The organism is Mesorhizobium helmanticense (genome assembly GCF_003034915.1).
GTDB lineage: Bacteria > Pseudomonadota > Alphaproteobacteria > Rhizobiales > Rhizobiaceae > Mesorhizobium > Mesorhizobium helmanticense.
On sequence record NZ_PZJX01000047.1, the window covers coordinates 201,571 to 226,324 of the forward strand.

At 63.9% G+C, this 24,754-nt stretch carries 26 protein-coding genes; 14 read left to right on the forward strand and 12 right to left on the reverse strand.

The genetic code is table 11. The features are described 5' to 3' along the window. The first annotated feature begins 27 nt into the window (after positions 1-27). The 4 genes from C9427_RS26235 (at position 28) to C9427_RS26250 (ending at position 4,987) form a co-directional block, all read left to right on the forward strand. The gene (locus C9427_RS26235) at positions 28-738 is read left to right on the forward strand and encodes an ABC transporter ATP-binding protein (protein ID WP_107651958.1); all 711 of its coding nucleotides are present in this window, start codon (positions 28-30) and stop codon (positions 736-738) included. After that, positions 738-3,287, forward strand: a complete 2,550-nt coding sequence (locus C9427_RS26240; RefSeq protein WP_107651959.1) for an ABC transporter permease — start codon at positions 738-740, stop codon at positions 3,285-3,287. Before C9427_RS26235 ends, C9427_RS26240 begins: the two co-directional genes overlap by 1 nt. Positions 3,288-3,517: 230 nt before the next feature. Then, positions 3,518-4,297, forward strand: coding sequence for a Bax inhibitor-1/YccA family protein (locus tag C9427_RS26245; protein ID WP_107651960.1), 780 nt, complete (start codon positions 3,518-3,520; stop codon positions 4,295-4,297). Positions 4,298-4,414: 117 nt separating this feature from the next. Then, on the forward strand, positions 4,415-4,987 hold the full coding sequence (locus C9427_RS26250; protein ID WP_107651961.1) for a GNAT family N-acetyltransferase: 573 nt from the start codon (positions 4,415-4,417) through the stop codon (positions 4,985-4,987). 1 nt (position 4,988) lies between these two features. Here C9427_RS26250 and C9427_RS26255 read toward each other — a convergent pair whose 3' ends face one another. Then, positions 4,989-5,375 (reverse strand): DUF2794 domain-containing protein, encoded by a 387-nt coding sequence (locus tag C9427_RS26255; protein WP_107651999.1) that lies wholly within the window; start codon positions 5,373-5,375, stop codon positions 4,989-4,991. Positions 5,376-5,831: 456 nt separating this feature from the next. Between C9427_RS26255 and C9427_RS26265 the strand changes: the two genes are divergently transcribed. Next, positions 5,832-6,233: an endonuclease domain-containing protein gene (locus tag C9427_RS26265; RefSeq protein WP_245437178.1), complete on the forward strand. Its 402-nt coding sequence runs from the start codon at positions 5,832-5,834 to the stop codon at positions 6,231-6,233. A gap of 97 nt (positions 6,234-6,330) precedes the next feature. Here the strand turns inward: C9427_RS26265 and C9427_RS26270 are convergent, their stop codons facing one another. After that, entirely contained in the window at positions 6,331-7,098 is a 768-nt protein-coding gene (locus C9427_RS26270; protein ID WP_107651963.1) for a DUF1223 domain-containing protein, read from the reverse strand. Between the two features lie 180 nt (positions 7,099-7,278). On the opposite strand from C9427_RS26270, the gene C9427_RS26275 reads away from it, so the two are divergent. After that, positions 7,279-7,953: a ceramidase domain-containing protein gene (locus tag C9427_RS26275; protein WP_107651964.1), complete on the forward strand. Its 675-nt coding sequence runs from the start codon at positions 7,279-7,281 to the stop codon at positions 7,951-7,953. A gap of 39 nt (positions 7,954-7,992) precedes the next feature. Here the strand turns inward: C9427_RS26275 and acnA are convergent, their stop codons facing one another. Next, on the reverse strand, positions 7,993-10,683 hold the full coding sequence (gene acnA, locus C9427_RS26280; RefSeq protein WP_107651965.1) for an aconitate hydratase AcnA: 2,691 nt from the start codon (positions 10,681-10,683) through the stop codon (positions 7,993-7,995). A 285-nt stretch (positions 10,684-10,968) separates the two neighbouring features. Here acnA and ccmA point away from each other — a divergent pair, with 285 nt between their 5' ends. The 4 genes from ccmA (at position 10,969) to C9427_RS26305 (ending at position 13,299) form a co-directional block, all read left to right on the forward strand. Beyond that, a complete protein-coding gene (ccmA, locus tag C9427_RS26285) occupies positions 10,969-11,577 on the forward strand; it encodes a heme ABC exporter ATP-binding protein CcmA (RefSeq protein WP_107651966.1) in 609 nt (202 codons plus the stop codon). Between the two features lie 196 nt (positions 11,578-11,773). Then, a complete protein-coding gene (ccmB, locus tag C9427_RS26295) occupies positions 11,774-12,439 on the forward strand; it encodes a heme exporter protein CcmB (RefSeq protein WP_107651967.1) in 666 nt (221 codons plus the stop codon). Between the two features lie 120 nt (positions 12,440-12,559). Continuing rightward, positions 12,560-12,727, forward strand: coding sequence for a heme exporter protein CcmD (gene ccmD, locus C9427_RS26300; RefSeq protein WP_107651968.1), 168 nt, complete (start codon positions 12,560-12,562; stop codon positions 12,725-12,727). Then, entirely contained in the window at positions 12,724-13,299 is a 576-nt protein-coding gene (locus tag C9427_RS26305) for a DsbE family thiol:disulfide interchange protein (protein ID WP_107651969.1), read from the forward strand. The genes ccmD and C9427_RS26305 overlap by 4 nt, the downstream gene beginning before the upstream one ends. Positions 13,300-13,327: 28 nt before the next feature. Here C9427_RS26305 and C9427_RS26310 read toward each other — a convergent pair whose 3' ends face one another. Then, a complete protein-coding gene (locus tag C9427_RS26310; RefSeq protein WP_008873374.1) occupies positions 13,328-13,495 on the reverse strand; it encodes a hypothetical protein in 168 nt (55 codons plus the stop codon). Positions 13,496-13,795: 300 nt separating this feature from the next. On the opposite strand from C9427_RS26310, the gene C9427_RS26315 reads away from it, so the two are divergent. Continuing rightward, positions 13,796-14,713 carry an SMP-30/gluconolactonase/LRE family protein gene (locus C9427_RS26315; protein ID WP_107652000.1) on the forward strand — a complete coding sequence of 306 codons (918 nt, stop codon included), beginning with the start codon at positions 13,796-13,798 and terminating at the stop codon, positions 14,711-14,713. Positions 14,714-14,872: 159 nt separating this feature from the next. Beyond that, positions 14,873-15,079 (forward strand): tautomerase family protein, encoded by a 207-nt coding sequence (locus C9427_RS26320; protein WP_107652001.1) that lies wholly within the window; start codon positions 14,873-14,875, stop codon positions 15,077-15,079. A gap of 181 nt (positions 15,080-15,260) precedes the next feature. Here C9427_RS26320 and C9427_RS26325 read toward each other — a convergent pair whose 3' ends face one another. From C9427_RS26325 to C9427_RS26360, 8 genes are all read right to left on the reverse strand, one after another. Then, positions 15,261-15,794, reverse strand: coding sequence for an NADPH-dependent FMN reductase (locus tag C9427_RS26325; protein WP_107651970.1), 534 nt, complete (start codon positions 15,792-15,794; stop codon positions 15,261-15,263). Between the two features lie 33 nt (positions 15,795-15,827). Next, positions 15,828-16,448, reverse strand: coding sequence for a pyridoxamine 5'-phosphate oxidase family protein (locus C9427_RS26330; protein ID WP_107651971.1), 621 nt, complete (start codon positions 16,446-16,448; stop codon positions 15,828-15,830). Positions 16,449-16,471: 23 nt separating this feature from the next. Next, positions 16,472-17,146 carry a septation protein A gene (locus tag C9427_RS26335; protein WP_107651972.1) on the reverse strand — a complete coding sequence of 225 codons (675 nt, stop codon included), beginning with the start codon at positions 17,144-17,146 and terminating at the stop codon, positions 16,472-16,474. Positions 17,147-17,206: 60 nt separating this feature from the next. Next, positions 17,207-19,093 carry a signal recognition particle-docking protein FtsY gene (gene ftsY / locus C9427_RS26340; protein ID WP_107651973.1) on the reverse strand — a complete coding sequence of 629 codons (1,887 nt, stop codon included), beginning with the start codon at positions 19,091-19,093 and terminating at the stop codon, positions 17,207-17,209. Positions 19,094-19,105: 12 nt separating this feature from the next. After that, entirely contained in the window at positions 19,106-20,407 is a 1,302-nt protein-coding gene (gene mtaB, locus C9427_RS26345) for a tRNA (N(6)-L-threonylcarbamoyladenosine(37)-C(2))-methylthiotransferase MtaB (protein WP_107651974.1), read from the reverse strand. Continuing rightward, positions 20,407-21,291 (reverse strand): diaminopimelate epimerase, encoded by an 885-nt coding sequence (gene dapF, locus C9427_RS26350; protein ID WP_107651975.1) that lies wholly within the window; start codon positions 21,289-21,291, stop codon positions 20,407-20,409. The genes mtaB and dapF overlap by 1 nt, the downstream gene beginning before the upstream one ends. Positions 21,292-21,389: 98 nt before the next feature. Further along, positions 21,390-21,551, reverse strand: a complete 162-nt coding sequence (locus tag C9427_RS26355) for a DUF1328 family protein (RefSeq protein WP_006327034.1) — start codon at positions 21,549-21,551, stop codon at positions 21,390-21,392. 57 nt (positions 21,552-21,608) lie between these two features. Continuing rightward, the gene (locus C9427_RS26360) at positions 21,609-22,619 is read right to left on the reverse strand and encodes an MBL fold metallo-hydrolase (RefSeq protein WP_107652002.1); all 1,011 of its coding nucleotides are present in this window, start codon (positions 22,617-22,619) and stop codon (positions 21,609-21,611) included. A 269-nt stretch (positions 22,620-22,888) separates the two neighbouring features. On the opposite strand from C9427_RS26360, the gene C9427_RS26365 reads away from it, so the two are divergent. Both C9427_RS26365 and zapE read left to right on the forward strand, forming a co-directional pair. Beyond that, entirely contained in the window at positions 22,889-23,434 is a 546-nt protein-coding gene (locus tag C9427_RS26365) for a protease inhibitor Inh/omp19 family protein (protein ID WP_107651976.1), read from the forward strand. Positions 23,435-23,481: 47 nt separating this feature from the next. After that, positions 23,482-24,684, forward strand: coding sequence for a cell division protein ZapE (zapE, locus tag C9427_RS26370; protein ID WP_107651977.1), 1,203 nt, complete (start codon positions 23,482-23,484; stop codon positions 24,682-24,684). The last annotated feature ends 70 nt before the right edge of the window (positions 24,685-24,754 follow it).

Sequence of the window (24,754 nt, forward strand, 5' to 3'; positions counted from 1 at the left end):
CATTCTCCCATATAGGACGATTTAATTGTGACAGAAGCCGTCATCGCGCTGAAAGACGTATCGCTGACGCTCGGTGAAGGCGCATCCTCCGTCCATGTGCTGAAAGCCGTCAGCCTCGATGTGGCAAGCGGCGAGGCAACCGGCATCGTTGGGCCATCGGGTTCGGGAAAGTCGACGCTGCTGATGGTGCTTGCAGGCCTGGAAAGGGTCGATTCGGGTACGGTACGAATCGCCGGTGAGCTGCTAAACGGCAAGAGCGAGGACCAGATCGCGTCGTTTCGGGGACGAAACATCGGCATCGTGTTCCAGTCCTTCCATCTCATCCCCAACATGACGGCGCTCGAAAATGTCGCGGTGCCGCTTGAGTTGGCCGGCCATGCCGATCCATTTGGTGTGGCGGCGCGCGAGCTGGCGGCCGTCGGCCTGAGCGACCGCGTCACCCACTATCCCGGCGAATTGTCGGGTGGCGAGCAGCAGCGGGTGGCGATCGCCCGGGCGCTGGCGCCGTCGCCGCGCATCCTGATCGCCGACGAGCCGACCGGCAATCTCGACCAGTCGACGGGGCGGCAGGTCGCCGACCTTTTGTTTGCCAAGGCGGCCGAGCGCGGCATGACGCTGGTGCTGGTCACGCATGACCCGGCGTTGGCCGCGCGCTGCTCGCGCCAGGTGTCGATGCGCTCGGGCCGGATCGAGGACGCAGCCGTGCTGTCGCCAACCGCCGGCAAGGTGCCGGCCTGATGCCGCTATCGCGCACGCTGAAACTTGCTTTCCGGTTCTCGCTGCGCGAGATGCGTGGCGGTCTGTCCGGCTTCCTGATCTTCCTCGCCTGTATCGCCCTTGGCGTGGCGGCGATCGGCGGCGTCAATTCGGTGGCGCGCGCCATTACCGCCGGCGTCGCCAACCAGGGCCAGACGCTGCTTGGCGGCGACCTGCGTTTCCAGATCAACCAGCGCGCCGCGACGCAAACCGAGCAGGCTTTTCTCGACGGGCTGGGCACGGTCTCGCACAGCGCCAATATGCGCTCGATGGCGCGGCTCGAGGACGGATCCGACCAGGCGCTGGTCGAGGCCAAGGCGGTCGACGAGGCCTATCCACTCTATGGCGCGCTGGAAACCGAGCCGGCAGTGTCCAGGCAAGATCTGTTCGGCGAACGGTCCGGCGTTTTCGGCGCCGCAGCACCCGATCTGCTGTTCGAGCGGCTGCATCTGGCGATCGGCGACCGGCTGAAGCTTGGCAGCGCCACCTTCGAACTGCGCGCCAGGCTGGTCAACGAGCCGGATGCCGTGTCCGACGGCTTCGGCTTTGCGCCGCGGCTGATGGTCTCGACCGACGGGCTTGCCGCTTCCGGCCTGATCCAGCCGGGCAGCCTCGTCGAAAACGCCTACAAGATCCGGCTGCCCAGCGGCGCCAGCGAAGCTGATATCAAGGCCATCCAGGACCGGGCCGCCAAGGAATTTCCCGAGGCTGGCTGGTCGATTCGCACGCGCAGCAATGCCGCACCGGCGCTGTCCTCCAACATCGAGCGCTTCTCGCAGTTCCTGACCCTGGTCGGGCTGACGGCGCTGGTGGTCGGCGGCGTTGGCGTCGCCAATGCGGTGCGCGCCTATCTCGACGGCAAGCGTGGCGTCATCGCCACCTTCAAGAGCCTGGGGGCTTCGGGCGGTTTCGTCTTTGCCGTCTATCTCGTGCAGATCCTGATGATCGCCGGCCTCGGCATCGCGCTTGGCCTGGTGCTCGGGGCGCTGATGCCGTTCGCGGCGAGTGCTGCGCTGCAATCCGTCATTCCGGTGCCGGCGGAAGGCGGCTTCTATCCCGGCGCGCTCGGCATGGCGGCGCTGTTCGGGTTGCTGGTGACGCTGGCCTTCGCGCTGCTTCCACTCGGTCGCGCGCGTGACGTGCCGGCGACAGCGCTGTTTCGCGAAATGGGGTTCGAAGGCCGCGGTTTTCCGCGCCTGATCTATGTCGCCGCCGCGCTCGGCATTGCGCTCGCTCTGGCGGCGCTGGCCATTCTGTTTTCCGGCGATCGCCGCATCGCCTCGATCTTCGTCGGCGCCACCGTCGTTGCCTTCCTGGTGCTGCGCGTAGTCGGCGTGCTGGTGCAGTCGGCCGCCAGGAAGAGTCCGCGCGTCCGCTCGACGGCGCTCAGGCTCGCCATCGGTAACATCCATCGGCCGGGCGCGCTAACGCCGTCCGTGGTGCTGTCGCTCGGGCTGGGGCTGACACTTTTGGTGACGCTGGCGCTGATCGACGGCAATCTGCGGCGGCAGATCTCCGGCAGCCTGCCGGAGCGGGCGCCGAACTTCTTCTTCGTCGACATCCAGAACAGCGACGTCGATGCGTTTTCCGCCCTGATCGGCAAGGAGGCTCCGGCGGGAACGCTGGTCAAGGTGCCGATGCTGCGCGGCCGGGTGATGGCGCTGAACGGGGTCGATGTCGGCAAGGTCAAGGTGCCGGCGGAAGGCGCCTGGGTGCTGCGCGGCGATCGCGGGCTCACCTACGACGCCAGGCTGCCCGCCAATGCGACGCTGACCGAAGGGACATGGTGGCCGGACAATTATGCCGGCGAGCCGCTGGTTTCGTTCTCCGCCGAGGAAGGCAAGGAGATCGGGCTGAAGCTCGGCGATACCGTCACCGTCAATGTGCTAGGCCGCAATGTGACGGCCAGGATCGCCAATTTCCGCCAGGTCGAGTGGGAGACGATGGGCATCAATTTCGTCATGGTGTTCTCGCCCAACACATTTGCCGGCGCGCCGCATGGCTGGCTGGCGACGCTGACCGAGAAGAACGCGTCGGCGGCCGACGATGCCCGCCTGCTTAACGCGGTGACCCGTGCCTTCCCGGCGGTGACGACGGTCAGGGTCAAGGATGCGCTAGACGTCGTCAACCGTCTGGTCGCGCAGCTTGGCACGGCGATCCGGGCCGCGGCTGGCGTGGCGCTGATCGCCTCGGTGCTGGTGCTGGCCGGCGCGCTCGCCGCCGGCAACCGGGCCCGTATCCATGACGCGGTGGTGCTGAAGACGCTGGGCGCCACCAGGAAGACGCTGATCGCGGCCTTTTCGCTGGAATACATGCTGATCGGGCTTGCCACGGCGATCTTCGCGCTGGCGGCGGGCGGGATCGCGGCGTGGTTCGTTGTCGCACGCATCATGACGCTGCCGTCGCATTTCATGCCTGAAGTGGCGGTGGCCACGATCGTCTTTGCGCTGGCGGTCACGGTCGGTATCGGCCTTGCCGGCACGTGGCGGGTGCTCGGTCACAAGGCGGCGCCGGTACTGCGCAATCTGTGATTCGCAAGGGCCGGGCTGAGCGGTAATTGATTAAATCTCGTTCATGTAGCGCCTTGAAAGCGAATAAAACCGGTTTTTCGAGGCCTCACGAAGCATTACACCCGGTTACGGTCTTGTTCTTGTCGTCAAGAACCATCATATTTCGCGGCAGGCATGCTGGAGCCCCGCCAGCGGCGCCTTGGTCCGAATTGACCTGACACCCGACGGGGCAGAAGCAATAGAGGACTACCATGGCTGAACCCATTCGTAATTATCAGACGCGCGCCGTGCCCGGCGCCGGCGTCGACGCCTCCATCGACCAGGGCCTGCGCGCCTATATGGTCAAGGTCTACAATCTGATGGGGCTTGGCCTGCTCATCACGGGCCTGGTAGCGGTCGGTACGATCATGCTGGCCACCACTGCCGATCCGGCTTCTGCGGTTGCCACGCTGCGGAGCGGTGAGATGCTGACCTCTTTCGGCGTTGCGATCTTCGCCTCGCCGCTGAAGTGGGTGGTCATCTTCGCACCGCTGGCCGTCGTGTTTTTTATGCAGGCTCGCATGCAATCGATGAGCGTTTCGGCGCTGCAAACGACCTTCTGGGTCTTTGCCGGCCTGATTGGTTTGTCGCTGTCGTCGATCTTCCTGGTCTATACGTCCGCCAGCATCTCGCAGACCTTCTTCGCCACCGCCGCCGGATTCGGAGCGCTCTCGCTCTACGGCTATACAACCAAGCGCGACCTTTCCGGGCTTGGTTCGTTTCTCTACATGGGTCTGATAGGCCTGATCGTCGCGATGGTGATCAACATCTTCCTGGCTTCGTCGGCGATGACCTTCGCTATCTCGGCAATCGGCGTACTCATCTTCGCCGGTTTCACTGCCTACGACACCCAGAGCATCAAGGAAATGTATTACGAGGGTGACGCTACCGATGTCGCCGGCCGCAAGGCGATCATGGGCGCGCTGAAGCTCTATCTCGACTTCATCAACCTGTTCACATTCCTGCTGCAGTTCATGGGCGACCGTCGCTAAAGGCGTAGGTCGGTCCAACTGGACCAGTGAGTTTGGAAAGGGCGGCCCAACGGCCGCCCTTTTCTTTTGTGCCTGCCTTTGCTGTTATGGCAGGCAGATGAACGATTTGCATAAATTATGAGCAGTATCACGATACGGCCCGCCACGGCCGCAGACCTCGACCGAATCACGGAAATCTATGCCGACGCGGTGACTCATGGCACGGCGAGCTACGAGCTCGAGCCGCCGAGTCGCGCCGAGATGGGGAGCCGATTCGACAGCCTGAAGGCGGGCGGCTTTCCCTATCTGGTGGCGGAAAAGGACGGCGCCGTGCTCGGCTATGCCTATGCAGGCGCCTTCCGGCCACGCCCGGCGTACCGCTTTGTCGTCGAGGATTCCGTCTATGTCGCGCCCGAAGCCAAGGGTCAGGGTGTCGGGCTGAAGCTGATGCAGGGGCTGATCGACGCGGCCAAGGCGGCGGGCTTCCGCCAGGTCATCGCGGTGATCGGCGACGGCCGTCCAGACAGCGCCTCGGTGCGGCTGCATGAAAAGCTCGGCTTTCGCCATTCGGGTCGCCTGGAGGGCTCCGGCTACAAGCACGGGCGCTGGCTGGACACGGTATTCATGCAACTGTCGATCAATAACGGGGCGCTGGCTCCGCCCGATCCCAACTCGCTGCCCGAGCAGAGATTTCTAGAACAGAAACAGTGAGTTAAGCCTTGACCAGCTTCGGCTTGCCGTCGAAGACGCCAAGCACGCGGCCGAGCTCTTGGCCGCGCTTGAGGATGCGCCCGCCAGCGGCAATGACGGCGAAAGCGCCTTGCTTGCGGGCCAGCTTCGGATCCTTGACGATCTGGAACAAAGGCACCTCGCTGGCGCGGCGGAACACGGAAAACACAGCACGGTCGGCAAGATGATCGATGGCATAGTCGCGCCATTCATTGGCGGCGACCATGCGTCCGTAAAGCCTGAGAATCTGGTCCAGTTCGCGCCGGTCGAAGCGCACCGGCTGGTCGAGGCGTTCGCGTCTTGCCTCATGCAACGGGATCAATATTGCGGATGCGTCCCCATCCTCCGTCCCGCTGCCGCGATCAGTCATGCCTCGATCCTTCGAATGAATCTTTCGCCGACCAAAGTTGACGCTTTCAGCATGGAATTGCAAGGGCCGGTCGGGCAATGGCAGCGTCGGGGCCGTTTCCAAAGTGTCCAGTCACGTTTTGAAACGATCGTTGGAATTGGTGATGTTCCGCCACAATTCTGCCTTTTTTTATCCGCGCTCATGCCCCAATGTCCGACGAATTTACCGGCGTTGCCTGAGACGGTTCGGTCCGGCACCGGCTCGTAAACCCCAAGCCCCCCGCCCACGGGTCTGCGTCGGATCGAACCAACCTCGGTTTTCCCTAGGGGAAAATCAGGTGCGACGATCCCAAAACCTAAAATGACCGGCGTCAGAAGCAAGCTGGCGCCGGTTTTTTATTGGGCTGGGTGGAGCACTTTCCTTCTCCCCCGTGGGAGAAGGTGGATCGGCGCGCAGCGCCGAGACGGATGAGGGGTGTTGGACGGAGCGCAACCTCAAACTAATCTTGCGCCATGCCGCATCAGCCAGTTCCACCAGCCAAACGTCGCTTTGCCCGTTCCCTTCGGCGCGACGGAAGCGGAAGACAGGCTGTGGCAAGAGTTGCGTGACCGCAGGCTCGACGGGATAAAATTCCGGCGCCAGATGCCAGTCGGAAAATACATTGCCGATTTTGTCTGCGTCGGGTCTGGACTGATTGTCGAAATCGACGGAAGTCAGCATGCGGAATCAGAGTCTGATCGCGTCCGTGGTGCCGATCTGAAAGCGATAGGCCTTGGCGTACTGCGTTTCTGGAACGACGACGTGCTGAAGGATATAAACGGCGTTTGCGACACCATCATTGCATACGTACGGGATATGAACCTCCAGCCATGGCGGTGAGACGAACGCTGGCGCCAAGCTGGAACACCCCTCATCCGTCTCGGCGCTATCGCGCCGATCCACCTTCTCCCACAAGGGGAGAAGGAAGAGGCTGTGGTCAAGGCTTGCGGATGAAGGCGGCGCCGAGGATGGGTCCGGGCAGGCCGTCCTTGCCGACCGACTGCAGCAGCACGGCGCAGCCGCCCTTCTTCTTGGAAATCTCGCTCAGCGGCAATTCGTAGCGCTGCGCCTTGCCGTGCCACATGCCGGCGGTCTGGATGGCGGAGACGGCGTTCCAGTAGGTCATGCTGCGGCCGGTATTCTCGCCCTTGGCGATCGTGACCGTCTGCGGCGGGTCGAAATAGACGATGACGACGTGGGCGTCGCTGGGGCCGGTTCCGGCATCGCCGGTATCGATCATGACGCGGTCGCTGGTGCGGCTGACCTTGATGCCCACCCGCATGCCTTCGCCTGATTTCTCCATGCGGGCGAGCGCGCCATCGACGTCCCTGCGGCTGGCGCCGTTGACATGGCTGCGGCCATTGATGACGGCCTGCGGCGTATAGACGGACCGGCTGCCGAAAGCGCGCATATAGTCATACTGCCGCTCGGTGTTCTCCTTGCGGCTCAGCGTGTCCTGCCAGCCGAGATAGTCCCAGTAGTCGACATGATAGGCGAGCGCGACGATGTCCCCCTTGGCGGCAAGCTCGGTAAAGAACTCGTCGGCCGGCGGGCAGGAATTGCAGCCCTGGCTGGTGAAAAGCTCGACCACGCCCAAGGGCCGGTCAGACTGGAGCTTGTCGGCCTCGCCGGCAAGACCATTGCCGGCAAGCACCGAGAAGGCCAGCGCAAAGGCCGCAAGCCGCAATGGTCTTCGAGATGTCATGACCGTTCCAATTCCCGCCGGTGATGCCGGCCTTGTTCTGATTGCTGAAATATGTGGCAGAAGCGACAGTCAACGTGAAGTCACGTTGCGGTGAAATTTTGCCGTTGCAACCACCGGCAAAGCAGCCATAGGAAAGGCCTGCACTGCAAGCTAGCGACAGATTCGGGCGGCAATATCAGCATGTGGCAAACTTTCCTGACGCCGATCGACCTCTATTGCGAGCGGACCGGGCCGGAATTTTGGGCCGAACCGGTTAATGCCTTGACCAACCTTGCCTTCATCGCGGCCGGACTGTGGGGTGTTCGGGAAGTGCGGCGGCGCGGCACCGGCACCTTCGCCGAGGTGCTGGCCTGGTGGGTGGTGGCGATCGGCATCGGCTCGGCGCTGTTCCACACCTTTGCCAATCGCGGTACGATCTGGGCCGACGTGCTGCCGATCGCCGGCTTTACGCTGGCCTACACGCTGTTCAACCTGCGCCGCTTCCTCGGCATGAAATGGGGCAAGGCGATTGTCGTCTTCGTCGCCTTCTATACCGTCGCCGGGCTCATCACCTTCGCCGTGCCGGACTGGCTGCGCCAGGCCTCGAACGGCACGACCGGCTATCTGCCGCCGTTCCTGGCGCTTGCCTTCTTCGGCGCCTGGGTGGCGGCCAGCGGCAATCGCGCGGGCTGGTACAATCTTGCGGGCTCGGCGATCTTCGTGGTGTCGGTGATCTGCAGGATGATCGACCCACTGGTCTGCGGCAGCTTTCCGCTCGGCACGCATTTCCTGTGGCACATTCTCAATGCCGTGATGCTCGGCGTGCTTTTGGCGGCGACGGCGCGGTTTGGGAAGGCAGTAGGCAGTAGGCAGTAGGCCTATCCCCTACTGCCTAAGCCCTATTCCCTTGCTGCTTTAAGCCGCAAGATCGCGCAGCACGTACTGCAGAATGCCGCCGTTCTTGAAATAGTCGAGCTCGTCCAGCGTATCGATGCGGCAAATGATCGGCACATTCTTCACCGTGCCGTCGCCATAGGTGATCCTGGCGACCATTTTCTGGCGCGGCTTGATGGCGTCCAGCCCGTCGATCTCGACCAGTTCGTCACCCCTAAGATTGAGCGAGGCCCAGGAAGTGCCTTCCTCGAACACGAAGGGGATGACGCCCATGCCGACCAGGTTCGAGCGGTGGATGCGCTCGAACGACTGGGCGATGACGGCGCGGACACCCAGAAGATTGGTGCCCTTGGCGGCCCAGTCACGCGACGAGCCGTTGCCATATTCGACGCCGGCGAAGATGACCAGCGGCACGCCTTCCTTCTTGTATTCCATGGCGGCGTCGTAGATCGACGTCTCTTCCTTCGACGGATAGTGGATGGTGTAGCCGCCCTCGCGGCCATTCTCGCCCAGCATATGGTTGCGGATGCGGATGTTGGCGAAGGTGCCGCGCATCATCACCTCATGATTGCCGCGCCGCGTGCCGTACTGGTTGAAGTCGGCGACGCCGACGCCGTGGTCGGTCAGGTATTTGCCGGCCGGCGATGCTGCCTTGATGGAACCCGCCGGCGAGATGTGGTCGGTGGTGATCTTGTCGCCGAAGAGACCGAGAACGCGGGCGCCCTTGATGTCGCCGATCTTGCCGAAGCCCGAGGTCATGCCGGCGAAATAGGGCGGGTTCTGCACATAGGTCGAATTGTCGTCCCAGGCATAGGTCTGGCCTTCCGGCGCCTGGACCTTCTGCCAGTGCTCGTCACCCTTGAAGACGTCGGCATATTTGCGGGCGAACAGTTCGCGGGTGACGTTCTTCTCGATGAATTCCTGGATCTCGGCCGAGCTCGGCCAGATATCCCTGAGGTAGACCGGATTGCCGTTCTTGTCCTCGCCGAGCGGCTCGGTGGTCAGGTCCCTGGTCACGGTTCCGGCCAGCGCATGGGCGACGACCAGCGGCGGCGAGGCGAGGTAGTTGGCCTGCACGTCGGGCGAGACGCGGCCTTCGAAATTGCGGTTGCCGGAGAGTACAGCGGCAGCGATCAAACCCTTGTCGTTGATGGTCTTGGAGATCGGCGCCGGCAGCGGGCCGGAATTGCCGATGCAGGTGGTGCAGCCGAAGCCGACCAGGTTGAAGCCGATCTGGTCGAGCTCCTTCTGCAGGCCGGATTTCTCCAGATATTCGGCGACCACCTGGCTGCCTGGCGCCAGCGAGGTCTTGACCCATGGCTTCTGCTTGAGGCCGAGGCGGTTGGCGTTGCGCGCCAAGAGGCCGGCGCCGATCAGCACGCTCGGGTTCGAGGTGTTGGTGCAGGAGGTGATGGCGGCGATGACGACATCGCCATGGCCGAGATCGTACGAGGTGCCTTCGACGGCGTAGCGCTTGTCGATTTCGGCGGCCTTCTTGTATTCGGTCTCCATCGCCTTGGCGAAGCCGGCCGGAATGCCCTCCAGCGCAACGCGGCCTTCAGGCCGCTTGGGGCCTGCCATCGAGGGCACGACATCGCCGAGCTCGAGCTCTAGCAGGTCGGTGAAGACCGGGTCGGCCGAGCCGGTGTCGCGCCACATGCCTTGCGCCTTCGCGTATGCCTCGACCAGCGCGATGCGGTTCTCGTCGCGGCCGGACATGGTGAGATAGCGGATGGTTTCTGAGTCGACCGGGAAGAAGCCGCAGGTGGCGCCATATTCGGGCGCCATGTTGCCGATGGTGGCGCGGTCGGCCAGCGTCATGTTGGAGAGACCCGGACCGAAGAATTCGACGAACTTGCCGACGACGCCCTTCTTGCGCAGCATCTGGGTGACGGTCAGCACGAGGTCGGTGGCGGTGACGCCCTCCTTCAGCCTGCCGGTGAGGCGGAAGCCGATGACTTCGGGCAACAGCATGGAGACGGGCTGGCCGAGCATGGCGGCCTCGGCCTCGATGCCGCCGACGCCCCAGCCGAGAACGCCGAGGCCGTTGATCATGGTGGTGTGCGAATCGGTGCCGACGCAGGTGTCGGGATAGGCGGTGGTTTCGCCGTCCTCGCTATTGGTCCACACGACCTGGCCGAGATATTCGAGATTGACCTGATGGCAGATGCCGGTGCCGGGCGGCACGACGCGGAAGTTGCGGAAGGCCTGCTGGCCCCATTTCAGGAATTTGTAGCGCTCTTCGTTGCGCTCATATTCGAGCTCGACATTCCTGGCGAAAGCCATCGGCGTGCCGAATTCGTCGACGATGACGGAGTGGTCGATGACCAGGTCGACCGGCACCAGCGGATTGATCTTCTGCGGGTCGCCGCCGAGCGAGGCCATGGCGTCACGCATGGCGGCGAGATCGACAACGGCGGGAACGCCGGTGAAATCCTGCATCAGCACGCGGGCCGGGCGATAGGCGATCTCGACGCCGGCGGTGCCCTTGTCGGTCAGCCAGCCGGCGACCGCCTGGATGCTTTCCTTGGTGACGGAACGGCCGTCCTCGTTGCGCAAGAGGTTCTCCAGCAGCACCTTCATCGAATAGGGCAGCTGGGCGATGCCGGTCAGGCCGTTCTTCTCGGCCTCAATGAGGTCGAAATAGGCATAATCGGCGCCGCCCGCGGTCAGGGTGCGGCGGCAATTGAAACTGTCGAGGGATTTTGACACGTGCGATCCGTCCTTGTCTGTTCAGCCTGAAAGGGAACGGACGCCGATGGCATGCAATCACGCGCAAAGGTGCGGGTACGGCCATTTCCGCTGTCCGTTCCCAAGCAACCCGAGCCGTTCAAGGCGGCGCGTGCGCTGGTTCGGCGCAAATTCTGTTCCCGTGCCGACCGCTGGCACGGATGCCACGCATATAGAGAATTTCCTGGAATAGTTCTAGACAGTCGAAAGGCTATTTTGTGCGATGCGGTGCCTGCCGCGGCGCGGTGTTTTCGGGACGGGCAAGGAATGCGGCTGATCGCCGAAAATCTGGGCGGCGAACGGGGCGGCGAAACGGTGTTTTCCGGCATCGGCTTTGCTCTCGAGAAAGGCCAGGCACTGATCGTCACCGGCCCGAACGGGGTGGGCAAATCGACGCTGCTCAGGGTCATCGCCGGACTGCTGCCGGCGGCGGAAGGTCGGGTGCGGATCGAGGGCGGCCCTGAGGATTTTCCGTCGGTCGCCTCGGCCTGCCATTATCTCGGCCACCAGAATGCGATGAAGCAGGCGCTCAGCGTAACGGAAAACCTGCGCTTCTGGCGCGATTTTTCGGGCGAGGTGGCGCTGAGCGTCGAAGAGGCGCTGGAAACCGTCGGGCTTGATGGCATCGGCCATCTGCCGTTCGGGTATCTGTCGACGGGGCAGAGACGGCGCGCCGCGATCGCGAAACTGCTGGTCAGCCGGCGGCCGCTGTGGCTGCTCGACGAGCCGACGGCGGGGCTGGACAAGGCTTCGGAAGGGCGGTTTGGCGGGGTGATGACGAAGCACTGTCGGGACGGAGGGATGATTGTCGCAGCGACGCATCTGCCGCTGGGGATTGAAGGGGCGAGGGAATTGAGGATGGGGGAGGCCGTTTGATGTCAGTGCTCCACGGCGCCCCCCTCTGTCCTGCCGGACATCTCCCCCTCAAGGGGGGAGATTGGCAGCTTCGTTGCTGCGCCCATCTTTCAACGAACGAAATTGGCGAAAGCCGTGGCGACGGTCGATCTCCCCCCTTGAGGGGGAGATGTCCGGCAGGACAGAGGGGGGTGTTCAAGCGCGAGCATCTCAAAACATGCTAGCCCTCTTCCTGCGCGACATCCGCCTCTCCATCCGCGCCGGCGGCGGCGCATTGACCGGCGTCATTTTCTTCTTGGCGGTGATTGTCACCATCCCCTTCGGCGTCGGACCGGATCTCAACCTGCTGGCCCGCATCGGCCCGGCAATTCTCTGGATTTCCGCCCTGCTCGCCTGCCTGCTCGGCCTCGACCGGCTGTTCCAGGCCGATCGGGAAGACGGCTCGCTCGATCTTCTGGTGCTCGGCAACGACCGGCACATGCTGGCTCTGACGGTGCTGGTGAAATGCCTGGCGCATTGGGCGGGAAGCGTTTTGCCGCTGGTTGTCGCCGCGCCCTTGCTCGGCCTGTTCATGAACATGGCGCCGGTCGGCATTGGCGCCACGGCGCTGACGCTCTTGGTCGGCACGCCGGCTATCACCTTCATCGGCGCGGCTGGTGCGGCGGTGGCGGTGGCGTTGCCGCGCGGCGGGCTCTTGATCTCGGTGCTGGTGCTGCCGCTGATCATCCCGGTGCTGATCTTCGGCGTCTCTGCAAGCTATGGCGCGGTGGCGGACCCCGATCCGTTCCTGCAGCCTTTCCTCATTCTTGCCGCGCTGACCCTGTTTCTTGCCGTACTGGGGCCGGTGGCGGCGGCGCTGGCGCTGCGCCACGGGACGGACTAGGGCAATGGCTGCGGCGCGGCGGTCGATTGCGAAGCCGATGGCACAAGGTTAAGGGATAAGCATGTTCGAACGAGGCGAAATGCTCGGGCTGGAAAGCGCTGCGCTCGCGGAGCGGCAGGCATGAGCGTGCATGCGCTCTATGTGATGGCCGCCTATGCCATCACGGCCGTGGTTCTGGCCGGGCTGATCGGCTGGATCCTCATCGACCAGCGGGCGCGCAAACGCGATCTCGCCGAACTGGAAGCATCAGGCGTGCGACGCCGCTCCGACAAGGCCGGAAAATCATGAATACGCAAACAGAAGCGCCCGCGCGCCGTCGCCTGATCGTGCTGTTGCCGCTTCTGGTCTTCATGGCGCTGGCGGGGCTGTTCCTGTTGCAGCTTTTGTCCGGCCGCGACGTTTCGGAAGTGCCGTCGGCGCTGATCGGCCTGCCGGCGCCACAGACGAACCTGCCGGCGCTGGAGGGTGTGAACCTGCCCGGCCTCGATTCGAAAGCCTTCGCCGGCAAGGTCACGCTGGTCAATGTCTTTGCGTCATGGTGCGCGCCGTGCCGGGAAGAGCACCCGGTGCTGCTGGCGCTATCGCAGGACAAGCGCTTCACCATGGCGGCGCTGAACTACAAGGACCAGCCGGAAAATGCTCGCCGCTTCCTTGGCGATCTCGGCAATCCGTTCCAGGCGATCGGTGTCGACGAAGCGGGGCGCGGGGCGATCGACTGGGGTGTCTACGGCGTGCCGGAAACCTTCGTCATCGGCAAGGACGGCAAGATCGCCTACAAGCATGTCGGTCCGCTGACACCAGAGTCAGCGAGAGATCTTTTGCTGCCGCAGATCGAGAAAGCGCTGGCCGCACCAGGGTGATGCGGCGTTGCCTTCGGTTCGACTGAAATCAGCCGTAGATCTGCTTGTGGACCTGGTAGAGCATTTCCGAGCGGTCGGCGCGCATGTCGGCCAGATCGCGGCTGGAAAAGCTGTCGATTTCGGCGACGAGGCGGTTGTAGTGGCGGCGCTTGGCGATGCTGGCGCGAGCGCGGCTCATGAGGCTGTCGAGGATCATAGCAAGGTTCCTTCTGTGCCGCATTCTCGCGGCCGGTTGTTCCTCCCTTGATCGATACGGAGCATGACATAGTAATGGTGCATTGCAAAAAGAAGATGTTGCAATGCACCATTGCGCTGCACGCATAGCGGGTTAACGCCGCCATGGCCGTGGTTTCAACGAAGCCTCATGCCCACCGCGTTCGCGTATCAAGCTTTTTTGTCCTACAAATTGCGAAGCTGCGACGCGATCGATCTTGCCATATCGATCGCCGGCTGGCTTGATCGCGCCGGCATTTTGGATTGGATGACTGGAGGAAACATGCCCGCCGAAGACTATGAAATTCTCGATCCGCGTTTCGCGCGGCTGTTCAACGGTAATGCGAATGTCGACAGACTGTACACCGGATGCCGGTGGGCGGAAGGGCCGGCATGGTTAGCGGCCGGCCGCTATGTGGTGTGGTCCGACATCCCCAACAACCGCATGCTGCGCTACGACGAGACCGACGGCAGCGTCGGCGTGTTCCGCCACCCGTCCGGCAATTCCAACGGCAACACCGTCGACCGGCAGGGCCGGCTGGTCACCTGCGAGCATTCAGGGCGGCGCGTCAGCCGCACCGAGCATGACGGGTCGATCACCACCATCGCCGCCAAATGGCGCGGCAAGCGGTTGAATTCGCCCAACGATGCGGTGGTGAAGTCCGACGGCTCGATCTGGTTCACCGACCCGACCTACGGCATCGATACGGATTATGAGGGCGACAAGGCCGAGAGCGAGATCGGCGCCTGTCATGTCTACCGGGTCGATCCGGGCACCGGCGACGTCGAGGCGGTCATCACCGACATGGTCAGGCCCAACGGGCTCGCTTTCTCGCTCGACGAAAGCAAGCTCTATGTCGCCGACACCGGCCGCACGCACGGCGCTCAAAACCCGGCGCATATGCGGGTGTTCAATGTCGGCAAGGGCGGCAAGAAGGTTTCGGGCGAAAAGATCTTCGCCGACTGCACGGCCGGCCTGTTCGACGGTTTCCGGCTCGACGCGGACGGGCGGATCTGGACCAGCGCGGCCGATGGCATCCATTGCTACGATCCGGACGGCACGCTGATCGGCAAGGTCAAGGTGCCGGAAGTGACTGCCAATTGCGTGTTCGGCGGCAACAAGCTCAACTGCCTCTATATCGCCGGCACGACTTCGCTTTACATGGTCCGGCTGATGGTCAACGGGGCCAAGACTTATTGAGGCTACTCGAAACTCTTTTCTGGCGGCCTTTGACGGCGTTTCTGCGCTTGCCCGCAGTGCCTGCTGCACTGCGGTTTCCGGTGCGACCACCCGGTTCGCCAGAGCGAATTTCGAGTCCGCTTGCTGACGGCAGCCAACAAAATTCAAAGGGAGAACGTCATGCCATTCGTCAACATCCGCATCGTCAAGGAAGTGATCGCCGCCGACCCCGCTGGCAAGAAGGCTGACATCGCCAAAAAGGTCACGGCAGCCATCATGGACGCCACTGGCCTGACCGAGAATGACGTCTGGGTGGTGTTCGAGGAGGTCAGCGCGCGCGACTGGTACGTCGGCAAGACCGATGTCGAGACGTTGCGGAAGGGGTAGCGCGCCTCCCTTCTCCCTTGTGGGAGAAGGTGGATTGGCGCGCAGCGACAAGACGGATGAGGGGTGCTGGACGGAATGAGACGGCGGCGATTTCACGCAAATTGCCAAGCTGGAGCACCCCTCATCCGACATCGCTTCGCGATGCCACCTTCTCCCACAAGGGGAGAAGGGAAGGGCTCGCTTAACGCGAGCGGATGAAGTCGGCGAAGGCCGAGAGCGTATTGCGCATCGCCAGCACATTCGTCGGCTCTGCCAGGGTCTTCTCCACCTCCGGCGGTTTCTTGCCGAGCAGCGGAATTTCCAGCGTCACATCCTCATAAAGCGCGAAAGACATGGTGCGCATGATTTCGGTCAGCGCGGCTCGGGCAAACAGCGAGCGCGGCGAGGCGTGCACCAGCGTGGCCGGCTTGCCGACGGCTGCATCGCGCGAGACCAGCCAGTCCAGTGCGTTCTTCAGACCGCCCGGCACGCCATGCGCATATTCCGGGCAAGAGACGATGACACCGTCGGCTTTGTTGACCGCATCGATCAGCATCGTGGCCTTGGCCGGCGTCCGTTCGCCCTCGTCGTCCGGATTGAAGATCGGCAATCGGCCGAGTCCGTCATAGACCGTGACATGGCAACCGGGCGGTGCGTTTTGCGCCAGAGCCACGATCAAGGCCGAGTTGGTGGAGGCGGCCCGCAGGCTGCCGGAGATGGCGAGGATGTTCAGCAAGGGTGCGCTCTGACGTATCGTGGCCTGCGCGGACTACCACATCGTGTGTTTGTATTCCTCGTCCAGCCAGCGATCCGTCGCCTCGGCCGTATCGGCGACCGCCAGCTGGTCGCGCAGGATCTGGCCGAGCGTCGGCAGCGTCGCACGATCGTACCAGGTCTCCGGCTTCCACAGGTCGGAGCGCATGAAGGCCTTGGCGCAGTGCATGTAGGCGGCCTTCACCGACACCACGACGATGCATTGCGGCTGCTTGCCGTCGACAGCGAGGCGCTCGCGCAAGCCGGGATCGATGGTGATGCGGGCATCGCCATTGACGCGCAGCGTCTCGTTCATGCCCGGAATGAGGAACAGCAGTCCGATCGACGGGTTGAGAAGGATGTTCTCCAGCGTGTCCAGCCGGTTGTTACCGGGGCGGTCGGGGATGGCGATGGTTCGCTCGTCGAGCACGGCGGCAAAGCCCGGCTTGTCGCCTTTCGGCGTCACGTCGGCATTGCCGGCGCCGTCTGACGAGCCGATCAGCACGAAGGGGCTCTTGCCGATGAAGGAGCGGCAGTGGCCGTCCAGCGCCCGCAATTCCTTGCGGATCGAACCGTCGGTCGGTCGCGGCGTCTTGTAGATTGTCCTCAGCTCGTCACGCGTGGTGATGAACTCCATCCCCGTCTCCTCCTAGAATTGCTCTATTTGCCGGCCTTTTCCGCCTTCTCGGTCTTGTCCTCAAGCGAATGGCGCAGGATCAGCGGCATCTGGCTGAAGGTGAACAGAAGCGTGATCGGCATGATGCCCCAGACCTTGAAGGTAACCCATGCATCGGTGGAAAAATTCCGCCAGACCACTTCGTTGACAAGAGCCAGGAACAGGAAGAACAGACCCCAGCGGAAGGTGAGCTTGCGCCAGCCCTCGGCATCGAGATTGAAGGCCGAATCGAAGACATAGCCGAGCAGCGATTTGCCGAAGAACAAGCCGCCGAGCAGCACGCCGCCGAACAGCGTGTTGACGATGGTCGGCTTCATCTTGATGAAGATGTCGTCCTGCAGGTAGAGCGTCAGCGCGCCGAAGACGAGGACGACGACGCCCGACACCATCGGCATGATCGGCAGCGTGCGTGTGAGCAGCCAGGACACGATCAGCGCGATCGCGGTCGCGGCCATGAACAGGCCGGTGGCGACGAAGATCGGCCCGCCGAATTCGGCAAGGGCTGGAAATTTCTGCGTCAGCCACTCGCCGCGCGCATTGGCGAAGAAGAACACCATCAGCGGGCCGAGCTCCAGCACCAGCTTGAGCAGCGGATTGACGCCTTCCTTCTTCTGCTTTTGCGGGTCGGACGGGTCGCGTTCGAGAATGGGCGGGTTCATGGTTTCCTTCTTACACATGGTCTTGTCCAAAAAGCCTGCAACTTCTTGGGATCATGCTTTTTAGGCCACTCCAGCGATCGCCCGGGCGAATTCGCTTGCCGAGAAAGGTTCGAGGTCGTCGACCTGCTCGCCGACGCCGATGAAATAGACCGGCAATTTATGCTTTGCCGCGATCGCCACCAGAATACCGCCGCGCGCCGTGCCGTCCAGCTTGGTCATCACCAGGCCATTGACGCCGGCGACATTGCGGAAGATCTCGACCTGGTTGAGCGCGTTCTGGCCGGTGGTGGCGTCGACCGTCTGCAGCACGGTGTGCGGCGCTTCCGGGTCGAGCTTGCCCAGCACGCGCACGATCTTCTCCAGTTCCGCCATCAGCTCGGTCTTGTTCTGCAGCCGGCCGGCGGTGTCGATGATCAGCACGTCGGAGCCGGCTTCCCTGGCCCGCTCGAAGGCGTCGTAGGCGAGGCCGGCAGCGTCGGCGCCGAGTTTCGAGGCAATGACCGGCGATTTCGTCCGCTCGCCCCAGATCTTGAGCTGCTCGATCGCCGCGGCGCGGAAGGTGTCGCCGGCGGCGAGCATCACCGACAGGCCGCCATCGGTGAGCTTGGCCGCCAGCTTGCCGATGGTCGTGGTCTTGCCGGTGCCGTTGACGCCGACGACCAGGATGACATGCGGCTTGTGGGAGAGGTCGAGCTCCAGCGGCATGGCGACATGGGTCAGCACCTTCTCCACCTCGGCCGCCATGATGGCACGCACTTCAGTGTCGGAGACATCCTTGCCGTAGCGGCTGGCGGCCAGCGCATCGGTGACGCGCAGGGCGGTTTCCATACCGAGGTCGGCGCGGATCAGCACGTCCTCCAGATCCTGCAGCGTGTCCTCGTCGAGCTTCCTCTTGGTGAAGACGCCGGCGATGTTGCCGGTGAGCTCGCGGGACGAACGGGCAAGCCCGTCCTTCATGCGCTGGAACCACGAGCGCCGCTGAACCGGTTCCGGCGCCTTTTGCGGCTCCGCTTTCTGCTCGACCTTCCTGGTGACCGTCACCTTGCCAGGGACGGGGGCGGTTTTGGGTTGTGGGGCTGGCTGGGGCGCTGGTATGGCCTCCGGCTCGGGCGCGATTTCGGCACGGACCGGCTGTGTCTCCACCGGTGCCGGCTGTCGAATGGGGGGCGGGATTTCGGCCGGCGGGGCTTCGGGTTCAGGCGCGGCCGGGGACGGCTCGACGACGGGCTGCAGCACGGGTTCTGCGATGGAGGCGGGCGCTACCTCCTCCTTGAGAGGAGGTTCGAGCGTCGCCGCAGCTTCGATCTCCGGAGCAATCTCGGCGCGCAGCGGCTCCGGATCGATGGGAGCCGGCTGGCGAACGGGCGGCAAAACTTCGGCCGGAGGAATTTCGGGCGCCGGCGTCTCCGCTGGGACCTCAGCAGGCGGCGTCGGCACTTCGGCGGGCGCCGGTTCGGGCTGCGTCTCAGGGCGTGGCGGTGCGATCTCCGGCTCGGCCGGCGCGGGAGGTACTTCCTGCGGCTGCGGTTCGGGGGCAGGCTCGGGAACGACCGGCGGTGTTGGAATTTCCTCGGGCGCTGGCGGCTCGGCAGGCGTCTCGGGAGCGGGCTCCTCTATCGGCTCGGGCTCCGGCAGAGGTTCCGGTTCGGACGGAACAATCGGCTCTGGTGCTGGCGGAATGGTCGGGGTCGGCTCGGGCTTTGGCTCCTCGGGCTGCGGCTCTGCTTCCGCTTCGACTGGCGGAGCTGATGCGGGCTCGACCGACGGCGCGGCTTCTGCCTCGGGCTCGTCGCGCTTCAAAAACTCCGGAACGGTCTGCTCGGCCGCCGGCTTGAGCGCCTCCAGCGCGTCCCATTTGATCGGCGGCAGGGGGGCGGTCTCGTCGATGCGCTCCTCGACGACTTCCTTCTTGCCGAACGAAAATATCTTCTTGAAAAAACCGGCCATGCTTCAATCGTCTCAGGCGGCGCGGGCAGCGAGCGGCGCCGCGATGAGGCGAGCGCCGTCATGGCCGGCGATATCGGCCTCGACGATCTCGCCCGGCGCGCCAGCCGCGATCGCGGCTAGCGTAAACCCTTCGGTGCGGCCGAGGCCGTCGCGCTCGAGCAGGATCGACTGGCGGCTGCCGGCGAGCGACGACAAATGGCTGCTGTAGGCGGCTTCACCGGCCTGGCGCAGCCGGGCGGCGCGCTGCTTGACCACTTCGCGGCGGACCTGCGGCATGCGCGCGGCGGGCGTGCCTTCGCGCGGGCTGAATGGGAAGACGTGCAGATGCGTCAGGCCGCATTCCTCGACAATCTTTTCGGAATTCTCGAACATCGCCTCGGTCTCGGTCGGGAAACCGGCGATGATGTCGGCGCCGAAGACGATGCCGGGACGCAGTTTCCTGACATCCTCGCAGAAGCGGATCGACTGGTCTCGGCTGTGCCGGCGCTTCATCCGCTTCAGGATCATGTCGTCGCCGGATTGCAGCGACAGATGCAGATGCGGCATCAGCCGTGGCTCGGTGGCAATCGCGTCGAGCAGATCCTCATCGGCCTCGATCGAATCGATGGAGGAAAGCCGCAGGCGCTTTACGCCTTGCACCTGCTTCAGGATCGTCTTGACCAGTTTGCCAAGCTTCGGTGCGCCGGGCAGGTCGGCGCCGAAGCTTGTCATGTCGACCCCGGTCAGCACGATCTCGGCATAGCCATTGTCGCTGAGCCGCTTGACCTGCTCGACCACGGCGCCCATCGGCACCGAGCGCGAATTGCCGCGGCCGTAAGGAATGATGCAGAAGGTGCAGCGGTGGTCGCAACCGTTCTGCACCTGGACGAAGGCGCGCGCCCGGCCCTCGATGGCATCGACCATATGGCCGGCCGTCTCGCGCACCGAAAAGATGTCGTTGACGCGCGCCTTCTCCGTGTCGTTGACGCCGAAATCGGGCAGTGCGCGGTAGGAATGCGCCTTGAGCTTCTCCTCATTGCCGAGGACGAGATCGACCTCGTCCATGACGGTGAAATTCTGCGGCTCGGTCTGCGCGGCGCAGCCGGTGACGATGATGCGCGCCCCGGGATTCTCGCGGCGGGCTTTTCTGATCGACTGCCTGGCCTGGCGCACCGCCTCGCCGGTGACGGCGCAGGTGTTGAAGATGATGGCGCCGCCTTCCAGCGCACCGAGGCCGGCGCTTTCGGCCTGGCTGCGCATCACTTCGGATTCGTAGGTGTTCAGCCGGCAGCCAAAGGTGACGACCTCGATACCCTTGTTGGAGACAGCGCCCATCAGGCGGCGCTTTCGGTGTCGCGGGCCCAGGCGCCGGTCGACGGGTCGAAGCTGCCGGAAAATTCCCATTCGGCGGCACCGGTCAGGATGACGTGGTCGTCGTCGCGCCATTCGACATGCAGTTCGCCGCCGCCGGGCGTCACCAGCGTGACACTGCGTCCAGTGCGCCTGGTGCGGGCGGCAGCGACGACGGCGGCACAGGCGGCTGAGCCGCAGGCCTTGGTCAGGCCGGCGCCGCGCTCCCAGGTGCGGATGACCATGGTCCCGGGCGAAGTGACCTGCGCAATCGTGATGTTGGCGCGCTCGGGGAAGATCGGATGGTTTTCCAGCAGCGGGCCGAAGCGGTCGAGCTCGTAAGACCAGACATCGTTGTCGACCCAGAAGATGGCGTGCGGGTTGCCCATCGAAACGACCGAGGGCGAATGCAGCACCGGCGCATCGATTGGGCCGATCTGCAACTCGATCATCCGGGTGTCGCGGAACTCCTCGGCCAGCGGGATGTCCTGCCAGCCAAAACGCGGTGTGCCCATGTCGACCGAGATCGAACCGTCGTCATGTTCCCTGGCGTTGAGGATGCCGGCAACCGTCTCGAAGGTGAATGTCTTCTGGCCGGTCTCGGCGGCGAGCGCCCGGACGACGCAGCGCATGCCGTTGCCGCAAGCCTGCGCGCCGGTTCCGTCGGAATTCAAGATGTCGATGAAAAAGGCGGTGCCCGGGGTCCTGGCGTCGTGGATCGCCATGATCTGGTCGAATTTCGTGGCCGTGTCGCCATTGAGCGTAATGGCGGCAGCCGCGGTTACCCGATCGGCACGACCGCGCATATCGGCAACGATGATCTCGTTGCCGATGCCGTTCATCTTGGCGAAGGGGGCCGTGCCTGCCATTGCTCCGGTGGTTCCGCGTCGGTTAGCCGTGTCCGTTTGGCGCTATATGGCGGAAACGGGCCGGAATTACCAGTGCGGCGCGTTATCGGCGGACGTTCTCACGTCACCGCAAAAACGCCAAGTACGATCAGCAGGAAGATGAGGAGAACGATGCCGATGAGAATTCGGGCGCCGGTCGCGGCAGCCCCTGCCAGTGCCGGCATGCCGAGCAGGCTTGCCGCGGCAGCGACGATCAGAAGAATGATGATCCATTTGATCATGGAAGGCTCCCAATTGTGTCGGCGAAACAACGCGTTTCAGCGATTTGGGTTCCTTCGTTAGACCGCCGGCACGTCCCAGACTTCGCCGGGCCGCAAGGCGCGAAAGCATTCCTGTGGTAGGCCTTCGGCGTCCAGCGCCTCGGCCAGTTTCCGGGCCGGCTCGTCGATCGGCTCGTTGGTGAGCTGGAACGTGCCCCAATGGCAGCCGGCGGCATGGGCGGCGTTGCAAAGCTTCATGCCTTGCACCGCTTCTTGCGGGTTCTGGTGATGCGGCGCCATGAACCAGCGCGGCTCATAGGCGCCGATCGGCAGGATGGCGAGGCGCAAGCCGCCATGTTTCTCGGCCACCAGGCGGTAATTGGTGCCGTCGTGAAAGCCGGTGTCGCCGGCGAAATAGATCTTTCCGGCCGGAGTCTCGACGACGAAGCCGGCCCACAGCGCCATGCGCCGGTCGCGCGCGCCGCGCGCCGACCAGTGATGCACCGGCTCGACATGAACGGCGACATCATTTGCGATATCGACCCGGTCGCCCCAGTCATGCACCGACAGCCGCATGCCAGGCACGGCTTGATCGATGATGGCGTCGTTGCCGAGCGGCGTCAGCACCAGCGGGTCGTGCCTGGCCTTCAGCCGCTTCAGCGTGGTGAGGTCAAGATGGTCGTAATGATTGTGGCTGACCAGCACGAGGTCGATCGGCGGCAAATGGGAAAAGGCAATGCCTGGCGGATTGACCCGTTTCGGCCCGGCAAAGGAGAGCGGCGAGACGCGCGGCGACCAGACCGGGTCGGTCAGGATGTTCAGCCCGGCGGTCTGGATGAGCAACGACGAGTGGCCGACCATGGTCAGCCGCAGTTCGGCGCCGTCGACGCGCTCGGCCGGTCTTGCCTGATGAAACGGGCTCGGCTGGGCTGCCGGCCATTTCGAGCGGTCGCCGCCCACCTGCCATTTCAGCAGGTCGGAAAAACGGCCGGGCGGCTTGCCGTTGGGATTGAAGAACAAGGTGCCGTCGAAATGATCGCTGGGCGGGCCGCTGTAATAGCGATTGGCGGCTCTCTTTCTCGCGGCCAAGGTTTCGGCTCCGGCAGGTTCGATTTTACCAGAGATAGGGCCGAAGCCGCTTGGCGCAAGCATCTGCCTCGGCAGCCGAAACTCGACGCTCGCTACGCCCGGATGGCTTTTTGCCAGTGCCAAGCATCTCAATCGTGATAATTTAGCAACAAATCTTGCTGCAAACTGTATTTTAACCATATCGGGTTGAAATTTCGCCACCTTCTCCGTCTTGTTGCGGGTGGGATTTGTGCGGACGGCAGCCCCGGCCGGATCCGACGGAGGTTGGAATGAATTTTTCGAAAGCCGGTCTTGTGGCCGTATCGCTTGCCGCTCTCGTTGCGAGCGGCTGTTCGACCTCACGATTCTCGTCGATGGACGAGCAGCAGCCGGCGCCGCTGGAAGCCGCGCCCGCCGGCAAGGTGACCGCGAACCAGTTGCCGCCGCCGGCATCGCCCGGCACCACCGATCCGTCGAAATTTCCGACCGCGCCGACGGCGCCAAACACCCAGGTCGCCTCGCTGCCGGCGGATGGAACGGCGCCGGCCGGAGCTCCGGATCTGACTGCGGCCAGCGTCGCCGGCGTCTGGAACGCCAGCGTGTCCGGCCAGAGCTGCAAGGTGGCGACGCCACAGACCAAATTCGGCTCGGGCTACCGCGCCGGACCCTTGCATTGCCCGGCGCCGATCGATGGCATCAAGTCCTGGAGCGTCGCTGGCAAGCAGCTGACGCTTTACGATGAAAGCGGCGGCACGCTGGCGCGGCTCTATTCCTCGGGTGGAGAGAAATTCGACGGCCAGACTTCCAACGGTTTGCCGATCTCGCTTACAAGGTAAAGCAGACCCGCTCCTTTTCCTGGAATTGTCCCAGAACGACGTGACCGATGCATCTGCGTGACGGCCTCCAGACCCATGCGACCGTCCGGCAGCGCTACGACCATCTGGTTGCATCAGGCGCGATCGAGCGCGATCCGGCGCAGGAGCGCATCACGGCCGCACTCGACCGGCTGATCACCGAGATCTCGGCCAAGCGGCTGGCGCACAAGTCGAGCGCGCTGGGCTGGCTGTTCGCCCGCAAGCGCGAGACGCATGAGGCGGTCAAGGGCCTCTACATCCATGGCGGCGTCGGCCGCGGCAAGACCATGCTGATGGACATGTTCTTCGAGCTGGTGCCTGTCAGGCGCAAACGCCGCGTGCATTTCAACGACTTCATGGCCGATGTGCAGGACCGCATCCAGAAGCACCGGCAGGCGCGCAAGAATGGCGACGTCAAGGAGGACGACCCGATCCCGCCGGTGGCCCGCAAGTTGGCCGAGGAAGCCTGGGTGCTGTGCTTCGACGAATTCTCTGTCACCGACATCGCCGACGCGATGATCCTGTCCAGGCTGTTCTCGGCGCTGTTTGCCAATGGCGTGGTGCTGGTCGCCACCTCCAATGTCGCGCCTGACGATCTCTATCGCGATGGGCTGAACCGCCAGCTTTTCCTGCCGTTCATCGGCATGCTGGAACGGCACGCGCATGTGCTGGCGCTGGATGCCGACAAGGACTACCGGCTGGACAAGCTCAGCCGCATGCCGGTCTACATCACCCCTGCGGATGCGGCCGCCGATGCCGCGCTCGATGCCGCCTGGGAGGCGATGACGCATGGCAGACCGACGGCCGGGACGACGCTGACGGTGAAGGGCCGGCAGGTCGCCGTGCCGGTTGCCGCCGGCGAGGCGGCGCGCTTCTCCTTCGCCGATCTCTGCGAAAAGCCGCTCGGTGCGCGCGACTATCTCGCCATCGCAGCCCGCTTCTCGACCATCTTCATCGATCAGGTGCCGGTGCTCGGCGAAGGCCGGCGCAACGAAGCCAAGCGCTTCATCCTGTTGATCGACACACTCTACGACCATCATGTGCGGCTGGTGGTGAGCGCCGAGGCTGCGCCGCCTGATCTCTATATCGCCAAGCGCGGCAACGAAGTGTTCGAGTTCGAGCGCACCGCGTCGCGGCTGATCGAGATGCAGAGCCGCGATTGGCTGGAGGATTGGGCGGCAAGGCAGAAGGTGCGGACGTTGCCGACCGAGGGGAAGCAGGCACAGGCCTAGAGATCTAGTTTCGTCCCCCTCTTGGAGATTGGCGAAACCCGGCGCGCCGGCTTATCTCCCCCTTGCGGGT